15 protein-coding genes are annotated in these 17,885 nt (G+C 63.4%); 3 read left to right on the top strand and 12 right to left on the bottom strand.

What is annotated here, in order from left to right; all coding sequences use genetic code 11:
• Window positions 1-43: 43 nt before the first annotated feature.
• From J3P86_RS14335 to pedF, 10 genes are all read right to left on the bottom strand, one after another.
• Window positions 44-1,249: a DUF1624 domain-containing protein gene (locus J3P86_RS14335; RefSeq protein WP_434698248.1), complete on the bottom strand. Its 1,206-nt coding sequence runs from the start codon at window positions 1,247-1,249 to the stop codon at window positions 44-46.
• A 212-nt stretch (window positions 1,250-1,461) separates the two neighbouring features.
• Window positions 1,462-2,832, bottom strand: coding sequence for an ATP-binding response regulator (locus J3P86_RS14340; RefSeq protein WP_434698250.1), 1,371 nt, complete (start codon window positions 2,830-2,832; stop codon window positions 1,462-1,464).
• Window positions 2,816-3,973, bottom strand: a complete 1,158-nt coding sequence (gene ercA, locus J3P86_RS14345; protein WP_305501237.1) for an alcohol dehydrogenase-like regulatory protein ErcA — start codon at window positions 3,971-3,973, stop codon at window positions 2,816-2,818. Before ercA ends, J3P86_RS14340 begins: the two co-directional genes overlap by 17 nt.
• Before the next feature lie 129 nt (window positions 3,974-4,102).
• A complete protein-coding gene (pqqA, locus tag J3P86_RS14350) occupies window positions 4,103-4,174 on the bottom strand; it encodes a pyrroloquinoline quinone precursor peptide PqqA (RefSeq protein WP_003243383.1) in 72 nt (23 codons plus the stop codon).
• 278 nt (window positions 4,175-4,452) lie between these two features.
• Window positions 4,453-5,973 carry an acetaldehyde dehydrogenase ExaC gene (gene exaC / locus J3P86_RS14355; protein ID WP_434697628.1) on the bottom strand — a complete coding sequence of 507 codons (1,521 nt, stop codon included), beginning with the start codon at window positions 5,971-5,973 and terminating at the stop codon, window positions 4,453-4,455.
• A 280-nt stretch (window positions 5,974-6,253) separates the two neighbouring features.
• Window positions 6,254-8,029 carry a PQQ-dependent methanol/ethanol family dehydrogenase gene (locus J3P86_RS14360; protein WP_434698251.1) on the bottom strand — a complete coding sequence of 592 codons (1,776 nt, stop codon included), beginning with the start codon at window positions 8,027-8,029 and terminating at the stop codon, window positions 6,254-6,256.
• A gap of 274 nt (window positions 8,030-8,303) precedes the next feature.
• The gene (locus J3P86_RS14365; RefSeq protein WP_434698252.1) at window positions 8,304-9,239 is read right to left on the bottom strand and encodes a quinoprotein relay system zinc metallohydrolase 1; all 936 of its coding nucleotides are present in this window, start codon (window positions 9,237-9,239) and stop codon (window positions 8,304-8,306) included.
• Between the two features lie 16 nt (window positions 9,240-9,255).
• On the bottom strand, window positions 9,256-10,011 hold the full coding sequence (locus J3P86_RS14370) for a quinoprotein dehydrogenase-associated SoxYZ-like carrier (protein ID WP_434698253.1): 756 nt from the start codon (window positions 10,009-10,011) through the stop codon (window positions 9,256-9,258).
• A 10-nt stretch (window positions 10,012-10,021) separates the two neighbouring features.
• Window positions 10,022-10,897: a substrate-binding periplasmic protein gene (locus J3P86_RS14375; RefSeq protein WP_434698254.1), complete on the bottom strand. Its 876-nt coding sequence runs from the start codon at window positions 10,895-10,897 to the stop codon at window positions 10,022-10,024.
• A 5-nt stretch (window positions 10,898-10,902) separates the two neighbouring features.
• The gene (gene pedF / locus J3P86_RS14380; RefSeq protein ID WP_434574013.1) at window positions 10,903-11,364 is read right to left on the bottom strand and encodes a cytochrome c-550 PedF; all 462 of its coding nucleotides are present in this window, start codon (window positions 11,362-11,364) and stop codon (window positions 10,903-10,905) included.
• A gap of 252 nt (window positions 11,365-11,616) precedes the next feature.
• On the opposite strand from pedF, the gene exaA reads away from it, so the two are divergent.
• Window positions 11,617-13,473 (top strand): quinoprotein ethanol dehydrogenase, encoded by a 1,857-nt coding sequence (gene exaA, locus J3P86_RS14385; protein ID WP_434698255.1) that lies wholly within the window; start codon window positions 11,617-11,619, stop codon window positions 13,471-13,473.
• Between the two features lie 146 nt (window positions 13,474-13,619).
• The gene (locus tag J3P86_RS14390; protein ID WP_434698256.1) at window positions 13,620-14,258 is read left to right on the top strand and encodes a pentapeptide repeat-containing protein; all 639 of its coding nucleotides are present in this window, start codon (window positions 13,620-13,622) and stop codon (window positions 14,256-14,258) included.
• A gap of 146 nt (window positions 14,259-14,404) precedes the next feature.
• Here the strand turns inward: J3P86_RS14390 and J3P86_RS14395 are convergent, their stop codons facing one another.
• Window positions 14,405-15,043 carry a response regulator gene (locus J3P86_RS14395; RefSeq protein WP_434630799.1) on the bottom strand — a complete coding sequence of 213 codons (639 nt, stop codon included), beginning with the start codon at window positions 15,041-15,043 and terminating at the stop codon, window positions 14,405-14,407.
• Window positions 15,040-16,296, bottom strand: coding sequence for a histidine kinase (locus J3P86_RS14400; RefSeq protein WP_434630796.1), 1,257 nt, complete (start codon window positions 16,294-16,296; stop codon window positions 15,040-15,042). The genes J3P86_RS14395 and J3P86_RS14400 overlap by 4 nt, the downstream gene beginning before the upstream one ends.
• Window positions 16,297-16,712: 416 nt before the next feature.
• Here J3P86_RS14400 and J3P86_RS14405 point away from each other — a divergent pair, with 416 nt between their 5' ends.
• Window positions 16,713-17,879 carry an ABC transporter substrate-binding protein gene (locus J3P86_RS14405; RefSeq protein ID WP_434574008.1) on the top strand — a complete coding sequence of 389 codons (1,167 nt, stop codon included), beginning with the start codon at window positions 16,713-16,715 and terminating at the stop codon, window positions 17,877-17,879.
• The last annotated feature ends 6 nt before the right edge of the window (window positions 17,880-17,885 follow it).

A 17,885-nucleotide genomic window follows, 5' to 3' on the forward strand; every position in this document is an offset into this window, starting at 1 on the left:
AATGGCTCGGTTGCGCGCCGTGGATACGCGCTCCGCCCCGAAATCAGAGGTACTTGAGGATCGCGATGTCACGCCGACGTTGTTTCAACGCTGCGTACCAACGCGTTGGAAAAAACAGGACGACACTCAACAACACGCTCCACAACCAGACCATCGGCAAGTGCTCGAAGCCAAAATAAGCGCCCTGATTGGTGCCCCAGATAAACACCGCCAGCAGGTACATGGCCTTCAGCACGTACAGGTGCAGCAGGTAGAAAAACATCGGCGCGCCGCCATAGATGGCCAGAATCGCGATGCTGCCCTTCGCCTGAGCTTTTTCGAAAAGCGCCAGCAGGATCAGGCCCACCGCCAGCGTCGGCATCAGGAACATCAGCGACGGCGGGTACTTCGTCGCGCTCATGAAACTCATGAAGGTGCGCAGTGCATCCCCGGTCTGGACCCAGGGTTTGTCACCGTAGACGTTGAGATAACGGATAAACACGAACGCCACCAGCAGGCCGATGCCGACCTTGAGCAGGCGCCGCACTCGCGTGGGCGCTTCGATGTCCTTGCCGAACCATGGCCCGATCGCCCAACCCAGAAGGATCACGCCGATCCATGGCAACACCGGGTAGGTGGTGCGTGCCCGGGTGAACTCGGTGATCTCGATGAACGACCGCTGATGAAGAATCGACCAGGGCACGAAAAACGGCGAGTCCGGCCCCAGCACCACACCGTCCAACAGGTTATGCCCGGCAACGATGGCAGCGCCCAGCACGATCAGCCAGCTGCGTTTGAAGTGCAGCAACGCCGCCAGGGCGATCATGCAGATGCCGATGCACCAGATGACCTGCAGCCACAAAGTCTTCGGCGGAAACTCGGCGTTCCAGGCGAAACAGACGAACGTGAGCTCCAGGAACACCAGGAACAGACCACGCTTGAGCAGGAACACCGAAGTCTCGCTGGCGGTGTGTTTCTGGCTGTAGAGCCAGGCCGACAAACCGGTAAGGAAGATGAACACTGGCGCACAGAGCGTGCTGAGCAAACGAGTGAAAAACAGGTCCGGGGTCACGCTCAATGCATCGATCGGGTCAGTGACCTGGCGGTGCAGCAGGAACGTTTCGCGGACATGGTCGACCAGCATCAGCAACATGACAAAACCCCGCAAGGCATCGATGGCGAGCAGGCGCGTCGCGGTTGTTGCGGTACTGGAAGCGAGGGTTGGAGCGATGACAGCGGACGGGCTTGTCGCGCTTGGGGATAGGCTCATGGCGATACTCAGGAGTCGGGGGCTTTGCAGGATCAGGAATGAGAATTCCTGCCAAAAGAAAGGGGATAACATAACACAAAATATTGTTATCCATTCCGATGCCTTTGTGGGAGCGAGCTTGCTCGCGATGGCGGTGGGTCAGCCGGAACATGTTTGCCTGACACTCCGCTATCGCGAGCAAGCTCGCTCCCACAGGTTTAATTGAAGACCGACTACCCCAGCAACTGGCTCAACACCGCCCGCAACTTGCCCGGCTTTACCGGTTTGTTTAGCAGCGGCGCATTCAGCTTGCGCAAGGCACGGCGGCACTGGTCGCTGCGGTCGGCGGTGATGATCACAGCGGGGATCGCTTGCTGGAAATGTTCGCGCAGGTGCTTGACCACCTCGCAGCCGACCACCCCATGGTCGAGGTGAAAATCCGCCAGGATCAGCTCCGGTGCGCGGCCTTGCAGCACATCGAAGGCGCCCGCTTCGTCGGTGGCGGTCAGCACTTCGCACCCCCACTGCCCGAGCAGTGCCGCCATGCTCTGCAAAATGCTCAGCTCATTGTCGATGACCAGTAACCGGCGCCCAGGCAACGGGTTTCCGGCGACGGCCTGAGCAGGCGCGTGGGTCAGGGGCAGTGGCTTTTCGGCAGACAATGGCACCTCGATGCTGAACACCGAGCCGCGTCCCGGCCGCGAACGCACCCGCACCCGGTAGCCGAGGATATGAGCGATACGCTCGACGATCGCCAGCCCCAGGCCGACGCCCTTGCGGTCCGCCGCGCGGCCGACATCCAGTTGGTTGAACTCGAGGAAAATCGATTCCAGACAATCGGCGGCAATGCCTCTGCCCGTGTCCCAGACCTCCAGGCTCAAGCGCCCTCCCCGGCGCCGCGCCGCCAGGAGGATGCCGCCCTGGTCGGTGTAGCGACAGGCGTTGCTCAGCAGATTGCGCAGGATGCGGGTCATCAACCGCAGGTCGGTCAGCACCGCTTCATCGGCGAATCGCACGCGCAATTCCAGGCCCGCGGCGCCGGCCACCGATTGGAATTCCGACACCAACGGCGCGAGCAGCTCATCCAGCCGATACGACGCCGGGTCGGGTTTGACGGCGGCCTGGTCGAGCCGGGAAATATCCAGCAGGTCGGTGAGCAGGTCCTCGGCGCCTTCGAGCGCTTGGTGCGTGCGTTCCACCAGTAGATGCTCGGCGGCTGGCATCTGGCGTTCACGCAATGTGGCAATCAGCAACCGCGCGGCGTTGAGCGGTTGCAGCAGATCGTGGCTGGCGGCGGCCAGGTATTTGTCCTTGCTGCGGTTCGCGGCCTGGGCGGCGTCCCGGGCATCGCGCAGCTGTTGCTCGACCAACTCGCGCTGGGCGATCTGCTGTTGCAGGTTGTGGTTGGCCTCCAGCAACGCATCGGTGCGCTCCGCCACCCGTTGCTCCAGTTGGTCGTTGAGTTGCTGCAGATGCTGGCGGGCCTGTTCCAGTTCGGCGAGACGCGCCGCCAGCTCCGGGTAATGGCTCTTGCGCGTCGAATGATTGCCCAATCCCAGCAGCCCGGCGAGGGCCTTTTGCTGTTCGTCAGAGGGCTTCGCCATAGACGACCTCGACATCCCGCTGGCTCGACTCGCGTGGATTGGTAAGGATGCACGGGTCATGCATGGCGTGTTGCGACAGGAACGGGATATCCGAGGTACTCACCCCATGCAAGCCGAGGGTTTCGTGGAAACCGATGGTGTGCTTGAGGGCAATCAGGTGTTCCACCAGCCGCGTGCGGATCTGTCGATGGTTGAGCCCGCGACAATCGATGCCCAGGGTTTCGGCAATCACCTTGAAACGCTCCGGCGCCGAGTTGTAGTTGAACGCCACCACATGCTCCACCAGCACCGCGTTGCACAAGCCATGGGGCAGGTCGAGGAAGCCACCGAGGCTGTGGGACATGGCGTGCACCGCGCCGAGGATCGCGTTGGAAAACGCCAGCCCGGCCTGCATGCTGCCGAGCATGATTTTCTCGCGCAGGGCGACGTCGGCCGGGTTGGCGATCATCTGTACCAGGTGGGTGTTGATCAGGCGCATCGCCTCCAGCGCATGAGGATCGGTCAACGGCCCGTGGCCGGTGGAGACGAACGCCTCGATGGCATGCACCAGCGCGTCGATACCGGTACAGGCCGAGAGGAACGGGTCCATGCTCAAGGTCGTCTCCGGATCGATCAACGACACATCCGGCACCGCCGCCTTGCTGACGATGGAAAACTTCATGCGCTCCTGCTGGTTCGAGATGATCACGAACTGCGACACATCGGCCGAGGTACCGGCCGTGGTCGGGATCAGGATCAGCGGCGGGCTGGGTACCTGCAGGGTGTCGACGCCTTCGAATTCGAGGATGCTGCGACCGTGGGCGACGACGATGCCGATCGCCTTGCCGCAGTCCATCGGGCTGCCACCACCTACCGCGACGATCACGTCACAGTGGTTTTCACGGTACGTCTCGGCGCCGAGCATGACTTCCTCGACCCGCGGGTTGGGCGAAACGTCGCTGTAGATGCAGTAATCGATGCCCAGGGCTTGCAGGCTGGCTTCGACATCACCGACCCAACCGGCGGCGATGACCCCGGGGTCAGTGACCACCAGCACCTTGCGGGCGCCGAAGGTCTTGGCGTAGTTGCCGACATTGTGCCGGCAGCCGGCACCGAACATGATTTCAGGAGAAACGAACTTGCGCAGCGGGCTGAGGCTCATTTTTTCAGGGGGGCTCATCGGTAAGCCTGTTGTTATTGTCGTGGGATACCTTGAGCCTAAAGCATCGCGCCGTGAATGCAATCCGACCAATGGGTAGCCCGGCCCGAACGCGTCAGGCCGGGCCGGCACTCATCGGTTGGCGAAGTACATCGTCACTTCAAAGCCGATACGCAGGTCGGTGTACGCGGGTTTAGTCCACATGGGTCTTTCCTCTTCTTGTACCGGGCGATTCCGGCAGGTTCATTAATGCACGGGGCGGCCTGGGGCCGAATGCTACTTTCGAAGGAGTGCACGGGGTGCGTTGGTATTAGCAACAGCGATTACCGTGGCGAGGGAGCTTGCTCCCGCTGGGCTGCGCAGCAGCCCCAAAAATAGCCGCTACACAGTCAATGCTTTGCCTTGAAGACGGGGGCCGCTTCCGCGGCCCAGCGGGAGCAAGCTCCCTCGCCACAGGGCTCAGTCAATGGATGCGGCGAGGATCAGAAGAACCCCAACGGATTGACGTCATAGCTCACCAGCAGGTTCTTGGTCTGCTGATAATGGTCGAGCATCATCTTGTGCGTCTCACGCCCGACGCCGGACTTCTTGTAGCCACCAAACGCGGCATGCGCCGGGTACAGGTGGTAGCAGTTGGTCCAGACGCGTCCGGCCTTGATTGCCCGGCCCATGCGGTAGGCGCGGTTGATGTCGCGGGTCCAGAGGCCGGCGCCGAGGCCGAACTCGGTGTCGTTGGCGATGGCCAGGGCTTCGGCTTCGTCCTTGAAGGTGGTCACGCCCACCACCGGCCCGAAGATTTCTTCCTGGAACACGCGCATCTTGTTGTGGCCCTTGAGCAGGGTCGGCTGGATGTAATAGCCGCTCGACAGGTCGCCTTCAAGGCGTTCCGCCGCGCCGCCGGTGAGCAATTCGGCGCCCTCTTCCCGGGCGATGTCCAGGTACGAAAGGATCTTGTCGTACTGCTGCTCGGACGCCTGGGCGCCGACCATGGTCTCGGTGTCCAGCGGGTTGCCGCGCTTGATCTGCTGGATCTTCTTCAGCACCACTTGCATGAATTCGTCATAGATCGACTCCTGGACCAGCGCCCGGGATGGGCAGGTGCAGACTTCACCCTGGTTGAAGAACGCCAGCACCAGGCCTTCGGCAGCTTTTTCGATGAACGCCGGTTCGGCCTGCATGATGTCGTCGAAGAAGATGTTCGGCGACTTGCCGCCCAGTTCCACGGTGGACGGGATGATGTTTTCGGCGGCGCATTTCATGATGTGCGAGCCGACCGGGGTGGAACCGGTGAAGGCGATCTTGGCGATGCGCTTGCTGGTGGCCAGGGCTTCACCGGCTTCGCGGCCGAAGCCGTGGACGATGTTCAGGACGCCGGCTGGCAGCAGGTCGGCGATCAGCTCGGCGAACACGGTGATCGACAGCGGCGTCTGCTCCGCCGGCTTGAGCACGATGCAGTTGCCGGCGGCCAGGGCCGGGGCGAGTTTCCAGGCGGCCATCAACAACGGGAAGTTCCACGGGATGATTTGCCCGACCACGCCCAGCGGTTCATGAAAATGGTAGGCCGTGGTCAGTTCGTTGATTTCGGCGGCCCCGCCCTCCTGGGCGCGGATGCAGCCGGCGAAATAACGGAAATGGTCAGCCGCAAGCGGTACGTCGGCATTGAGGGTTTCGCGCACGGCCTTGCCGTTGTCCCAGGTCTCGCTCACGGCAAGGAGCTCCAGGTTCTGCTCGATACGGTCGGCGATTTTCAACAGCACCAGGGAGCGATCCTGGACCGAGGTTTTGCCCCAGGCGTCGGCAGCGGCATGGGCGGCGTCCAGGGCCTTGTCGATGTCGGCGGCGCTGGAGCGCGGAAACTCGCCGATGACTTCGCCGTTGACCGGCGACGTGTTGGTGAAGTACTCAGCGTGGACCGGCGGAACGAATTCGCCGCCGATGAAATTGCCATAGCGCGGCTTGAAGGAAACGACGGCGCCTGGGGTTCCGGGTTGTGCGTAAATCATGATGGGCCTCTGCCTGGTCGATGCCTGTCGCGGGACAGGCGATAGGCCGATGGTAGAGAGCCCCGCGCGATGGACGAATGCGTCATTGGCAGGGGGCGCTCTCGTTATTTGGTCGTAGGTTTGTTGGCTTTCCGAAAGAACGGGAACGAGCGCTGCTCTTGTGGCGAGGGGATTTATCCCCGCTCGAGTGCGCAGCACTCGCAGAAGTTTTGGGGCCGCTTCGCAGCCCAGCGGGGATAAATCCCCTCGCCACAAAGGCAGCACTTTACTCAATGACAACTCAGCGCTTGGCCACCAGCTCTTTCGGCAACTTGAACGTCCAGAGCATGCCGCCCTGGTTGAAGTCCTTCACGCGCTTGGCCACCTCGCCGCCCCACAGCGGTACCGCGCCGCCCCAGCCGGAGACCACCGAGACGTATTGCTCGCCGTCCATCTCCCAGGTAATCGGCGAGCCGAGCACGCCGGAACCGGTCTGGAACTCCCAGACTTTTTCCCCGGTCTTCGCGTTGAAGGCTTGCAGGAAACCTTCAGGCGTACCGGTGAATACCAGGTTGCCCTTGGTGGTCAGCACCCCGCCCCACAGCGGCGCGAAGTTCTTGTGGCGCCAGACTTCCTTGCCGGTCTTCGGGTCGATGGCCCGCAGCACGCCGATGTAATCCTCGTTCAGTGGCTTGATGGTGAACCCGGCCCCGAGGAACGCCGCGCCTTTCTTGTAGGCGATGCCCTCGTTCCAGATGTCCATGCCCCACTCGTTGGACGGCACGTAGAACAGACCGGTGTCCTGGTTATAGGCCATCGGCATCCAGTTCTTCGCGCCGAGGAACGCCGGGGCGACGAACACCGAACTGCCCTTGGCTTCGCTGCCCGGTGCGCCCGGCCGGCTGGTGTCTACGTAGATCGGGCGCCCGTCCTTGTCCAGGCCGGAGGCCCAGGTGATCTTGTCGACGAACGGGAAACCACGGATGAACTTGCCATTGGTGCGGTCGAGCACGTAGAAGAAACCGTTACGATCGGCCGTCGCTGCCGCCTTGATGTCCTTGCCACCGTCCTTGTAGTTGAACGAGATCAGTTCATTGACGCCGTCGTAGTCCCAACCGTCGTGTGGCGTGCTCTGGAAGTGCCACTTGATGGTGCCGTCGTCCGGGTTCAGCGCCAGGCGCGACGAGGAATAGAGGTTGTCGCCAGGGCGCAGGTGGGAGTTCCACGGTGCCGGGTTGCCGGTACCGAACAATAGGAGGTTGGTTTCCGGATCGTAGTAACCGCCCAGCCAAGGCGCGGCACCGCCGGTTTTCCACAGATCGCCGGGCCAGGTCTTGCCGGCCTCGCCGCCGGAGATACCATTCTCCACGGCCTTGCCGTCCTTGTAGACGTAGCCCATGTGGCCTTCCACGGTCGGCCGGGTCCAGAGCAGTTCGCCGTTTTTCGGGTCGAAGGCGCTGATCTGCCCGACCACGCCAAACTCGCCGCCCGCCACGCCGGTGATGAGCTTGCCATTGACGACCATGGGCGCGGCGCTGATGGAATAACCTTCCTTGTGGTCAGCGACTTTTTTGCTCCACACCACCTTGCCGGTGTCCTTGTTCAAGGCCACCAGCTTGGCGTCCAGCGTGCCGAAGAACACCAGGTCGCCATACAGCGCCACGCCACGGTTGATCACGTCGCAGCAGGGACGGATGTCATCGGGCAGGCGCGCATCGTATTGCCAGAGTTTCTTGCCGGTGCGTGCGTCCACCGCGAACACCCGTGAATAGGAGCCGGTGAGGTACATCACCCCGTCCTTGATCATCGGCTGGGCCTGCTGGCCGCGCTGCTTTTCGCCGCCGAAGGAAAACGCCCAGACCGGCCGCAGGTCCTTGACGTTGTTCACGTTGAGGGTGTCGAGCGGGCTATAGCGCTGGCCCTGCACACCGAGGCCGTTGGTCACGATTTGCTGCGGGTTTTTCGGGTCCTGGAGAATTTCCTGGTCGGTCACGGCGGCCAAGGCCGAGCCGGACAGCAGCATGGCACTGAGCAGCAGGCTCACGGCGAAGGATTGGCGACGTGCGGGATGAGTCATGACGGCTACCTCTGCGGTTATTGTTATACCCGGGAAATTTTCCCGGTCTGCCACAGATTCTTGGGCTCGGGGCCGTCGCCAACAATTGCCCGCAATGTTGAGTTTTCTAGTTCCTTGGTACAGGCCGCCACCCCTGTGGCGAGGGGATTTATCCCCGCTGGGCTGCGAAGCGGCCCCAAGACCTAAAACTCGATATGCCAGACAGATCCAGGGGGCCGCTTCGCGCCCCAGCGGGGATAAATCCCCTCACCACAGAAGCCTCTCACCGCCGCAGTTACTGGGGCTTTGTGTCCACCCGCCTCATCCCCGCCCGCTCATAACGCGGGTATAGATGGCTGACGCTGCGAATCAACTCATACCGGCTCAGGCTGATCGCGGCGAAGCGCTCGGGGATGGGGCTGCGGATCATCTCGGCCATGTCGTCGCCCCGGGCCGCGCCGTCGCGCATCAGTTGGTCGAGCCAGCCGAGGTAGTCGCGCATCTGCGCGAATGGCCGGGCATCCGCCGTCACCGGACCATGACCCGGCACGATCTGCTTCCATGGCAGGCCCTGCAAGGTGTCCAGATCCTTGAGCCATACCTCCAGGCCGGGGCTGTTCGGGGTAGTCAGCGCTCGCTCATAAAACACCAGGTCGCCGGCGAACAGCACGCCCGTGGTTTCATCAAGGATCGCCAGATCCGCCCCGGTATGCCCGGCCAGCGCCAGCAAGCGCAACGAATGCTCACCCACCTGCAGCGTGCCGGGGCTCAACGCCTGCGTCGGCAGCACCACCTCGGTGCCGCGCATCCAGTCGCCCACCAGCCGGTACATGTTTTCCGCCATCGCGTCGCCCTGCTGTCGCAGCAGATCGGTGGTGCCGGGCAGCGCCCCGATGGGCACATCGCTGAAGGCCTGGTTGCCCAATACATGGTCAGGGTGATGATGAGTCAGCAGCACCTGAGCCACCGGCTTGTCAGTCGTTGCGGCGATGGCCTGGCGCAGCGCCTCGCCGTAGCGCTTTGACGGTCCGGTGTCGATGACCACCACGCCGGCCTCGGTGACGATGAACGCGGTATTGACGATATTGCCGCCGTTGGCCTTGGCAAAATTATCCGTGCTGCCTTCCAGCAGCCACGTGCCCTCGGCGATCTGCCGTGGCTTGAGCGAATACTCGGTGGCGGACCAGGCCGGCAGGCACAGCCCAAGACAGATCAGCAACAACCAGCGCATGGCGTGCTCCTTGTGGTCAGGGAATGGCCGCTTCGAACTCGTTGCCGCTGGTGTCGCGCAGCAACAGGCGGGTCTGTCCCGGGCCCTGGATGTCGAAGCCCAGGGAGGGGTTTTCGCTGACCGCCGGAAACAGCTCCAGGCGCGCCAACAGCTTGCCGTCGGCATCCAGCAGCCGAGCCTGGTTGATGAAAAACTCCGGGATGCCGCTGACCAGGCCGTTGTCCATGGGGTGGGCAACCTGCAGACGCAGGCGACTCGAATCGCCCCGCGGGTAGCGACCGCCCAGCACTTCGCCCAAGTGCTTCTCCCAACCCGGTTGGGTGCGCACGACGCTGGGCGCGGTGCAGCCGCCACCCGCCGCGTCGATCAGCGTCGAACCGACGTGCCACAGCCCGTCGCGGGTCTGCACTGCCGCACGCAATGGACTGGCTTGCTCGATGCGAATACGGATCGACAGCCAGGGCAGCACCCGTTCCGTGGGCTGGAAGTCGACAATCTTCGGCAGCGGGTTCAATTCGGCCCAGGCCAATATACGCACGACGTCACCGGTAAAGGCGCGGGCATCGATTTCCAGCGGCACCTGGCGCGCGTCTTCGGCAAACGGTGGCGCCAGCAGCCGGACTCGCTCGTCGAACACGAACGGCGCGTCCGCCAGCAGTTGCTTGTGATAGAAAGCCCACATCACGGAAGGCACCGGGTCCTTTCCCGGCTCGATCGCGCTCGCCATCAACGGCAGGCAACACCACAGCAGGCCCCACGCTCGCCAGTTCATCGCTGCGCTCCTATTGATACATGTCCGGCACTTCGTAGCGCAGGCCATAGCGGGCATACACGGCCTTGAGGCTGCCGTCGCGGATCAACGCTTCCAAGGCTTCCTCCACCGCATAGGCCAGTTGCCGGTTGCTTTCGTGCACGGCCATGCCGATTTCCCAGCGCTGCTTGCCCATGTTCGGATAAGCGTTCTCCGCCAGGGCCAATTGCGGATCAGCCGCCCGGTGCACCTGCCAGTCGATTTCCCCGCGCATCGCCATGACCGCATCGACCTCCCCGGCCTGCATGGCGCCGAAGGCCTTGGCAACGCTGGGGTAATGGCGGGTCTTGGCACTGAGCATGCCGTTGAACACGGACGTCAGGTAGAACGACGGCACGCTGTCGACTTCAACGCCAATGGGGTGTTGCTGGAACACCGCAACGCTGCCCACCGAGGCCAGTCGACGCCGGTCGTACGCCACTTGCCAGCATTCCTGCTGATACGGACCGAACATCACGACCTGGGCGTTCTCCAGCTCGCCAACGTCGTTGCGCCTTTGTACATAGTCATGGTCATAAGGCACTCGCATCATCAGATCGGCCAGTTGTCGATCGTGCAGCGGACTGCTGCGCCAGATGTAGTCGCGCAAGTCGTCGTCGAGCTTTTCGCCGGGCGGTGCCCAGAGCAATTTCAGCCGTACGCCCAGCGCCTTGGCCAGGGCCTGCGCCAGCTCCACGTCAACGCCCCGCGGCTGGCCCTGGTCTTCAAAGCTGTAGGGAGCGAAGTCCATGTAGACCGCGACCTTCAATTCACCGGCGGCAATCATCTGGTCATAGCTGCGCACCTGCGCCTGCACCGCCTGGCCACACAACAGCAGGCTGCACATCACCCACGCGAACAGGCGCATGACAATCACTCCTCGACGTGCACGCTGTCCAGGTAGGTACGCACCGCCCACAGCGCTTCCTGGCTCAGGTAATCGGCCATTTTGGGCATATACACCCGGCCATCGCGCACCGCGCCATGGCGCACGCGTTCGACAAACCATTCATCGCCAGCCTCGGCGGCGTCGAGCATGCGCAAGTCCGGGGCGATACCGCCGGACTTGGCCTCAAGGCCATGGCAGGCCGCGCAGTTCTGGTTGTAGGCCGAGGCACCGATCTCCACGGCTTTTTCGCGTTCGGGAGAATTGCGATACGGGTTCTGTGCCGCCCAGCCGTCGGCATCCAACGGCAGGTTGGTGTCCTTGATCGGCGTCAGCCCTTGGGTTTCCACTGCCTGGGGCACTACGTTGCCATGGGCCCATGCCGAGCCTGCGCCAGTCAGCCCTATCAGCAATGCGCTAGCGATGATGGCGTTGCGTTTTGTTGTCATTGTTATGCCCTCGAAATTGCACGCAAGACCTTTTCACAGAGGCCGTGCCGTCATCTTAGGAAGCGCCCGCCGCCGGCCGAATGCTGCTTTGGTGGCCGGGGTCTAGTTCCTTGGTAGCGGGCCATACGACGCAAGTCGCAAAGACAGGCGTTTTGGGAAGTCTTCCCGGCAAGGGCGGGACTTTTTCCGTATCCGACACGGGTGCAGGCACCTGACCCTAGTCAGGCCAAAACCTCACTGGGAAATCCCACCATGACAATAAAAACGCTACCTGCCCTCTCCTCCCTGAGCGTTGCCTTGCTGCTCGCCGGCGGCCTGTCCCTGGGTCCGCAGGCGCACGCCGCCGTCACCTGGGAAGACATTGCCAACGATCACCTGACGACGAAGGACGTGCTGCAATACGGCATGGGCACCAACGCCCAGCGCTGGAGTCCGCTGGCCCAGGTCAACGACAAGAACGTGTTCAAGCTCACCCCGGCCTGGTCCTACTCGTTCGGTGACGAAAAACAACGCGGCCAGGAATCCCAGGCGATCGTCAGCGACGGCGTGGTGTATGTCACCGGATCCTACTCCCGGGTGTTCGCCCTCGACGCCCGGACCGGCAGACGCCTGTGGACCTACAACCACCGCCTGCCGGACAACATCCGGCCGTGCTGCGATGTGGTGAACCGTGGCGCGGCCATTTATGGCGACAAGATCTACTTCGGGACTCTGGACGCACGGGTGGTTGCCCTGGACAAGAACACCGGCAAGGTGGTCTGGAACAAGAAATTCGGCGACCACGCCGGCGGCTACACCATGACCGGCGCCCCAGTGCTGATCAAAGACAAGGCCAGCGGCAAGGTCCTGCTGATCCACGGCAGCTCCGGCGACGAGTTCGGTGTCGTCGGGCAACTGTTCGCCCGCGACCCGGACACCGGTGAAGAAGTCTGGATGCGGCCGTTTGTCGAAGGCCACATGGGCCGCCTCAACGGCAAGGACAGCACGCCGACCGGCGACGTCAAGGCGCCCTCCTGGCCTGACGACAAAACCACCGAGACCGGCAAGGTCGAGGCCTGGAGCCACGGTGGCGGCGCGCCTTGGCAGAGCGCCAGTTTCGACCCCGAGACCAACACCATCATCGTTGGCGCGGGCAACCCCGGCCCCTGGAACACCTGGGCGCGCACCGCCAAGGACGGCAACCCGCATGACTATGACAGTCTCTACACCTCGGGCCAGGTGGGAGTCGATCCAAGCACTGGCGAAGTGAAGTGGTTCTACCAGCACACGCCCAATGACGCCTGGGATTTCTCCGGCAACAACGAGCTGGTGCTGTTCGACTACAAGGACAAGGACGGCAAGCAGGTGAAGGCCACCGCCCACGCCGACCGCAACGGTTTTTTCTACGTGGTGGATCGCAACAACGGCAAGCTGCAGAACGCTTTCCCCTTCGTCGACAACATCACCTGGGCCAGCCACATCGACCTGAAGACCGGGCGGCCCGTGGAAAACCCCGGCCAACGTCCGGCCAAGCCGTTGCCAGGCGAAACCAAGGGTAAACCGGTGGAGGTTTCGCCGCCGTTCCTGGGTGGGAAAAACTGGAACCCCATGGCGTACAGCCAGGACACCGGGCTGTTCTATGTGCCGGGCAACCAGTGGAAGGAGGAGTACTGGACCGAGGAGGTCAGCTACAAAAAAGGCTCGGCCTACCTGGGCATGGGTTTTCGCATCAAGCGCATGTACGACGATCACGTCGGCAGCCTCCGGGCGATGAACCCCACCACTGGCAAGGTGGTGTGGGAACACAAGGAGCCGCTGCCGTTGTGGGCCGGTGTGCTGGCGACCAAGGGCAACCTGGTGTTCACCGGCACCGGTGACGGCTTCTTCAAGGCCTTCGACGCGAAAACCGGCGAGGAGCTGTGGAAGTTCCAGACCGGCAGCGGCATCGTCTCCCCGCCCATCACCTGGGAACAGGACGGCGAGCAGTACATCGGCGTGACCGTCGGTTATGGCGGCGCCGTGCCGTTGTGGGGCGGCGACATGGCCGAACTGACCAAACCGGTGGCCCAGGGCGGGTCGTTCTGGGTGTTCAAGATTCCGAGTTGGGATAAAGCAACGGCGCAGAAATAACCCTGACCCAACCTGAGCCCTGCCCCCACCACAACCCCTGTGGGAGCGAGCTTGCTCGCGATGGCGGTCGTTCAGTCGATATTTATGTTGACTGACACTGCGCTATCGCGAGCAAGCTCGCTCCCACACTTGCCCGAGTGTAGGCCATGAAACCACTGCCCTCGCTGCTTCTGCTCCTCGCCGCCGGTGCCAACGCCGACGACACCCCACTGACCATCAACGGCTGCCTCATCGCCGAATCCAGTCAATGCCCCGGCGCCAACCTGCGGGGCGCCAACCTGGCGAGCCAGGACCTGCGCAAGATGAATCTCGCCGGTGCCGACTTGCGCGAGGCCGACCTGCGTCATGCGCGGCTGGACCTGGCCAACCTTGAGAAGGCGCAGCTCCAGGGCGCCAACCTGAACCGTGCCAGCCTGCAACAGAGCAACCTGCGCCTGGCGGATTTCAGCGGCGCCACGCTCAAGGCAATCCAGGGCTGGGGGCTGTTCGCCCAGGGCGCGCAATTCCAGCGGGCCGACTTGAGCGGTGCCTACCTTCAATTCGCCCGTTTGTCCGGGGCTCGCCTGCACGAGGCCAACCTGCAAGCCGTCGACCTGGAGATGGCCTGGCTGAGCAAGGCCGACCTCAAGGGCGCCGACCTGCGCGATGCCAACCTGCAAGAGGTCAAGCTCGCTGAAAGCAACCTGGAACAGGCCAACCTGAGTGGCTCGCGCCAGCATTACGGGAATTTCCAGGATGCGAATATGCAGGACTGCATCGGCTGCCCCACAAGTTGGGATCACTGAGACCGTGGCGAGGGAGCTTGCTCCCGCTGGGGTGCGAAGCGCCCCCAAAACCAGACACCTCGGAATGTCAGGCCCATTGAATGGACCTTGTTGGGGCCGCTTCGCTGCCCAGCGGGAGCAAGCTCCCTCGCCACGGGACTAGCATTTCACCCAGCCACCCGCACCACACCCATATCGATTCCCAGGTGGACCAGTTCGGCATGGGAGCTGACCTGCAGTTTGCTCTTGAGCAGCGTCAGATGGTTGGACACGGTCTTGGCGCTGATGCACAGCTGTTCGGCGATGGTCCGCGCCGGGGTGCCCCTGGCGAGCATGACGAAGATCTCCAGTTCGCGTTGGGTCATCGATTGCAGGCGCGGGTCCGCATCGGGCCGCGTGCTGGCGCAGGCCAGTTGGGTCGCCAGGGTCTGCTCGATATAGGCATGGCCGGCCAGCACCCGGCGCACCGCCTCCAACAATATTTGCGGTGCCGAATTTTTGGTCAGGTAACCCGCGGCGCCGGCGTCCAGCGCCTGGCGCACCAATGGCAGTTCGTCGTGCATGCTGAAAAACAGCACGCGCAGTTGCGGCAAGCGTTGACGCAGGCGGCGGGTGGTTTCCAGGCCGCTGATGCCCGGCAGGCCGAAGTCCATGATCACCAGGTTCGGCACCTGTTCCTGCACCTGGCTCAACGCTTCTTCGCCCGAGGCCGCTTCGCGCACCAGCAGTTCCGGCATCAACGCTCGCAACAGGCTGGCGTAACCTTGCCGAACCACAGCGTGATCGTCCACCAACAAGATGCTCATGAAACCTCCAGGGGAATATTCAAGGCCAGCGCCCACCCGGCGCCGGGCTGGCTGATGATGCGCAGCTCACCACCAAGGCTGCGGGCCCGTTCGGCCATCGAATGCAGGCCGACACCCGCCCGGGCCGGTTGCTGCGCGCCACGTCCGTTATCGCGCACCAGCAGGCGCAGGCGGCCGCTGCGGTGCTGCAAGCGAATCCGTACCTGACTGGCGTTGGCGTGCCGGGCGATGTTGGTCAGTGCTTCCTGCAACAGGCGATAGAGGTGGGCCTTGTCAGGCCCGGATATCGACAGCGACGCTCCATCGACTCGCAACTGACAGGCGATCCCGTGTCTGTCCTGCCACTGCCTCGCGAGCAGCCCGATTGCCTCGCACAACGGCAGGTGCTGCAACACCACCGGATACAAGTCGTGGACCAACGCGCGAAAGCCTTTTTGCAGGTGATCGCAGTGTTCTTCCAGTTCGTTTGCCGTTTGCTCCAAGGCTGGCGGCTGATGGATGACCAGGCGCAGCAGACAGGCCCGTGCGCGAATACCGGCCACGTATTGGCCAAGGTCATCGTGCAGCGTCTGCGACAAGCGCGTGCGCTCCTGTTCCTGCACTGCCAGCAGTGCCCGGGTCAGCTGGGCGTTGTCCGCGCGGGTCTGGGCCAGCGCGGCGGTCATCCGATTGAAATGCTCTGCCAACTGCTGGGCTTCCGAAACGCCTTCGGTGCGCAGGCTGACCTGCAAGTCCCCGGCGGACACCTGGCGCATCGCGTGGAGCAATTCATCCAGCAAACGCACGCCCCGGCGCACCGCCCAGCGAATCACCAGCAAACTGACGAAGAGTGCCATCAGGCAGACGCCGAACAGTTGCGCCAGGGAATCGAGGATCTCGTCGATTTCATCCCGTGGGTCGACAGCGATCCAGGCCCGACGCCCGTCCTGCAGGACCACCATCTGCGCAACCGGGCCGTCGGCCAACAGTTGGCGACCCAGCCAGGCCTGCAACCCGGGATCGTTCGCCGGGGCGTTCTCCCCAGGCGCCAGCCAATGCACCCGCACGTGACGCAGGCTGCCGGTAAGGCGCGATTGCAGGCTGGTCGGGTCTCGCTCGGCGGTTTCGCGCAGGTAATGCACCACCGACTCGGCCGATTGCAGTTCGCGCTGCACATCGGCGGTGGCCTGGTGCAGCAGCAGCGTTGCGCAGGCCACGGCGACCAGGGCAAAGAACACCGTGACCCAGAGGTTGATTCGCCAGAGGGCGGACATGGCTAGCGCCCCGATCCTTTGTCTACACCGGCCCCGTGTGGGACACCGGCCCTCTGTGGGACACCGACATCCTGTGGGACACCGACATCCTGTGGGAGCGAGCTTGCTCGCGATGACGGCGGCGCATCCAACATCAAGGTCGGCTGAACCACCGCTATCGCGAGCAAGCTCGCTCCCACAGGGATGGTCTTATGCCTGTCAACCCCGATCAGGCTCAGGATCAGCAACAACGGCAACAGCAGCGTCTTGAGTATCCGCACGATCCGTCCGCTCCCTGATGAATGACGTTATCGCCATCCTAAAACCCCGACGCCCGCGCCGAGCTACTACCTTGGTACTGCCCCGGCGGTACTTTCTGCATATTTCCCCGCGCTCGTGGCCTTCCTATGCTGGCGCTACCTGCAATGGAGGATGTCATGCGCCGGCTCGCACGTTTTGCCCTGGTTTATCTGCTGGCTACGACCACCGCTCAGGCCGGCGATGCCGTGGCGTTGCAAGTGCGCATCGGCTACCTGGGTTATCGCCCCGATCCCGGCCCGCTGCTGTCCAATGTGATTGCCGAACCCACCGATGCCGGGCTGCGCGGCGCCGAGCTGGCGATTGTCGACAGCAACAGCACCGGACGTTTTCTCAAGCACGACTACCGCCTCGAAAGCGCCAGCGTAGACAGCCCCGAAGCGCTGCTCCAGGCCGCCCGCGCCCAGCACGATCGGGGCCTGCGGCTGTTCGTGGTGAATGCACCCGCTACCAGCCTGCGCCAGCTCAGCGCCGCCCTGCCCGACAGCCTGCTGTTCAACGCCGGCAGCCCCGACGACAGCCTGCGCACCAGCGACTGCCTGGGCAATGTGCTGCACACCCTGCCTGATCGGGCGACACTCGCCGATGCGCTGATCCAGTTCAGCGTTGTGCGCAAATGGCAGCGCGCCTTGCTGATCGTCGGCCAGACACCCGCAGACCAGGCCTACGCCGCCGCACTGCGCCGGGCCATGAAGCGTTTCGGCATGAAGATCGTCGCCGAGAAACCCTGGCAGTTCGACAACGACCAGCGCCGCAGTGCCCAGGCCGACATGCCGCTGTTCACCCAGACCGCCGAATACGACGTGGTGCTGGTGGCCGACGAACGCGGCGATTTTGGCGAGTACGTGCCCTACCAGACCTGGTACCCGCGCCCCGTGGCCGGCACCCAGGGACTGACCCCGACCGGCTGGCACAAGACCGTCGAGACCTACGGTGCGGCGCAGTTGCAAAAACGCTTCGAAGCCTTGGCCGGACGCTGGATGAACGACCGCGACTTCGCCGCCTGGATCGCCGTGCGCAGCATCGCCGCCGCCGTCGGCAAGCTGCGTCAGGATGACCCGTTCGCCATCCGCCAACTGGCCCTCGGCGACCAACTGCCGCTCGACGGTTTCAAAGGCCGCAAGCTCAGCTATCGCCCCTGGAACGGCCAATTGCGCCAACCCATTGCGCTGGTCCAGCCACGCGCCCTGGTCAGTACCTCCCCCCAGGACGGGTTCCTGCACCCCAGCAACGAAATGGACAGCCTGGGCTACGACCAGCCCGAAGTCAGCTGCCGCTACCCCTGATCAATA

Source organism: Pseudomonas sp. D1-1 (genome assembly GCF_051132225.1).
Lineage (GTDB): Bacteria > Pseudomonadota > Gammaproteobacteria > Pseudomonadales > Pseudomonadaceae > Aquipseudomonas.

What these genes read in the sequence shown, in the direction of transcription:
- J3P86_RS14335 (WP_434698248.1), bottom strand. Translation starts at nt 1,249, where the DNA reads ATGAGCCTATCCCCAAGCGCGACAAGCCCGTCCGCTGTCATCGCTCCA.
- J3P86_RS14340 (WP_434698250.1), bottom strand. Translation starts at nt 2,832, where the DNA reads ATGGCGAAGCCCTCTGACGAACAGCAAAAGGCCCTCGCCGGGCTGCTG.
- ercA (WP_305501237.1), bottom strand. Translation starts at nt 3,973, where the DNA reads ATGAGCCTCAGCCCGCTGCGCAAGTTCGTTTCTCCTGAAATCATGTTC.
- exaC (WP_434697628.1), bottom strand. Translation starts at nt 5,973, where the DNA reads ATGATTTACGCACAACCCGGAACCCCAGGCGCCGTCGTTTCCTTCAAG.
- J3P86_RS14360 (WP_434698251.1), bottom strand. Translation starts at nt 8,029, where the DNA reads ATGACTCATCCCGCACGTCGCCAATCCTTCGCCGTGAGCCTGCTGCTC.
- J3P86_RS14365 (WP_434698252.1), bottom strand. Translation starts at nt 9,239, where the DNA reads ATGCGCTGGTTGTTGCTGATCTGTCTTGGGCTGTGCCTGCCGGCCTGG.
- J3P86_RS14370 (WP_434698253.1), bottom strand. Translation starts at nt 10,011, where the DNA reads ATGAACTGGCGAGCGTGGGGCCTGCTGTGGTGTTGCCTGCCGTTGATG.
- J3P86_RS14375 (WP_434698254.1), bottom strand. Translation starts at nt 10,897, where the DNA reads ATGCGCCTGTTCGCGTGGGTGATGTGCAGCCTGCTGTTGTGTGGCCAG.
- pedF (WP_434574013.1), bottom strand. Translation starts at nt 11,364, where the DNA reads ATGACAACAAAACGCAACGCCATCATCGCTAGCGCATTGCTGATAGGG.
- exaA (WP_434698255.1), top strand. Translation starts at nt 11,617, where the DNA reads ATGACAATAAAAACGCTACCTGCCCTCTCCTCCCTGAGCGTTGCCTTG.
- J3P86_RS14390 (WP_434698256.1), top strand. Translation starts at nt 13,620, where the DNA reads ATGAAACCACTGCCCTCGCTGCTTCTGCTCCTCGCCGCCGGTGCCAAC.
- J3P86_RS14395 (WP_434630799.1), bottom strand. Translation starts at nt 15,043, where the DNA reads ATGAGCATCTTGTTGGTGGACGATCACGCTGTGGTTCGGCAAGGTTAC.
- J3P86_RS14400 (WP_434630796.1), bottom strand. Translation starts at nt 16,296, where the DNA reads ATGTCCGCCCTCTGGCGAATCAACCTCTGGGTCACGGTGTTCTTTGCC.
- J3P86_RS14405 (WP_434574008.1), top strand. Translation starts at nt 16,713, where the DNA reads ATGCGCCGGCTCGCACGTTTTGCCCTGGTTTATCTGCTGGCTACGACC.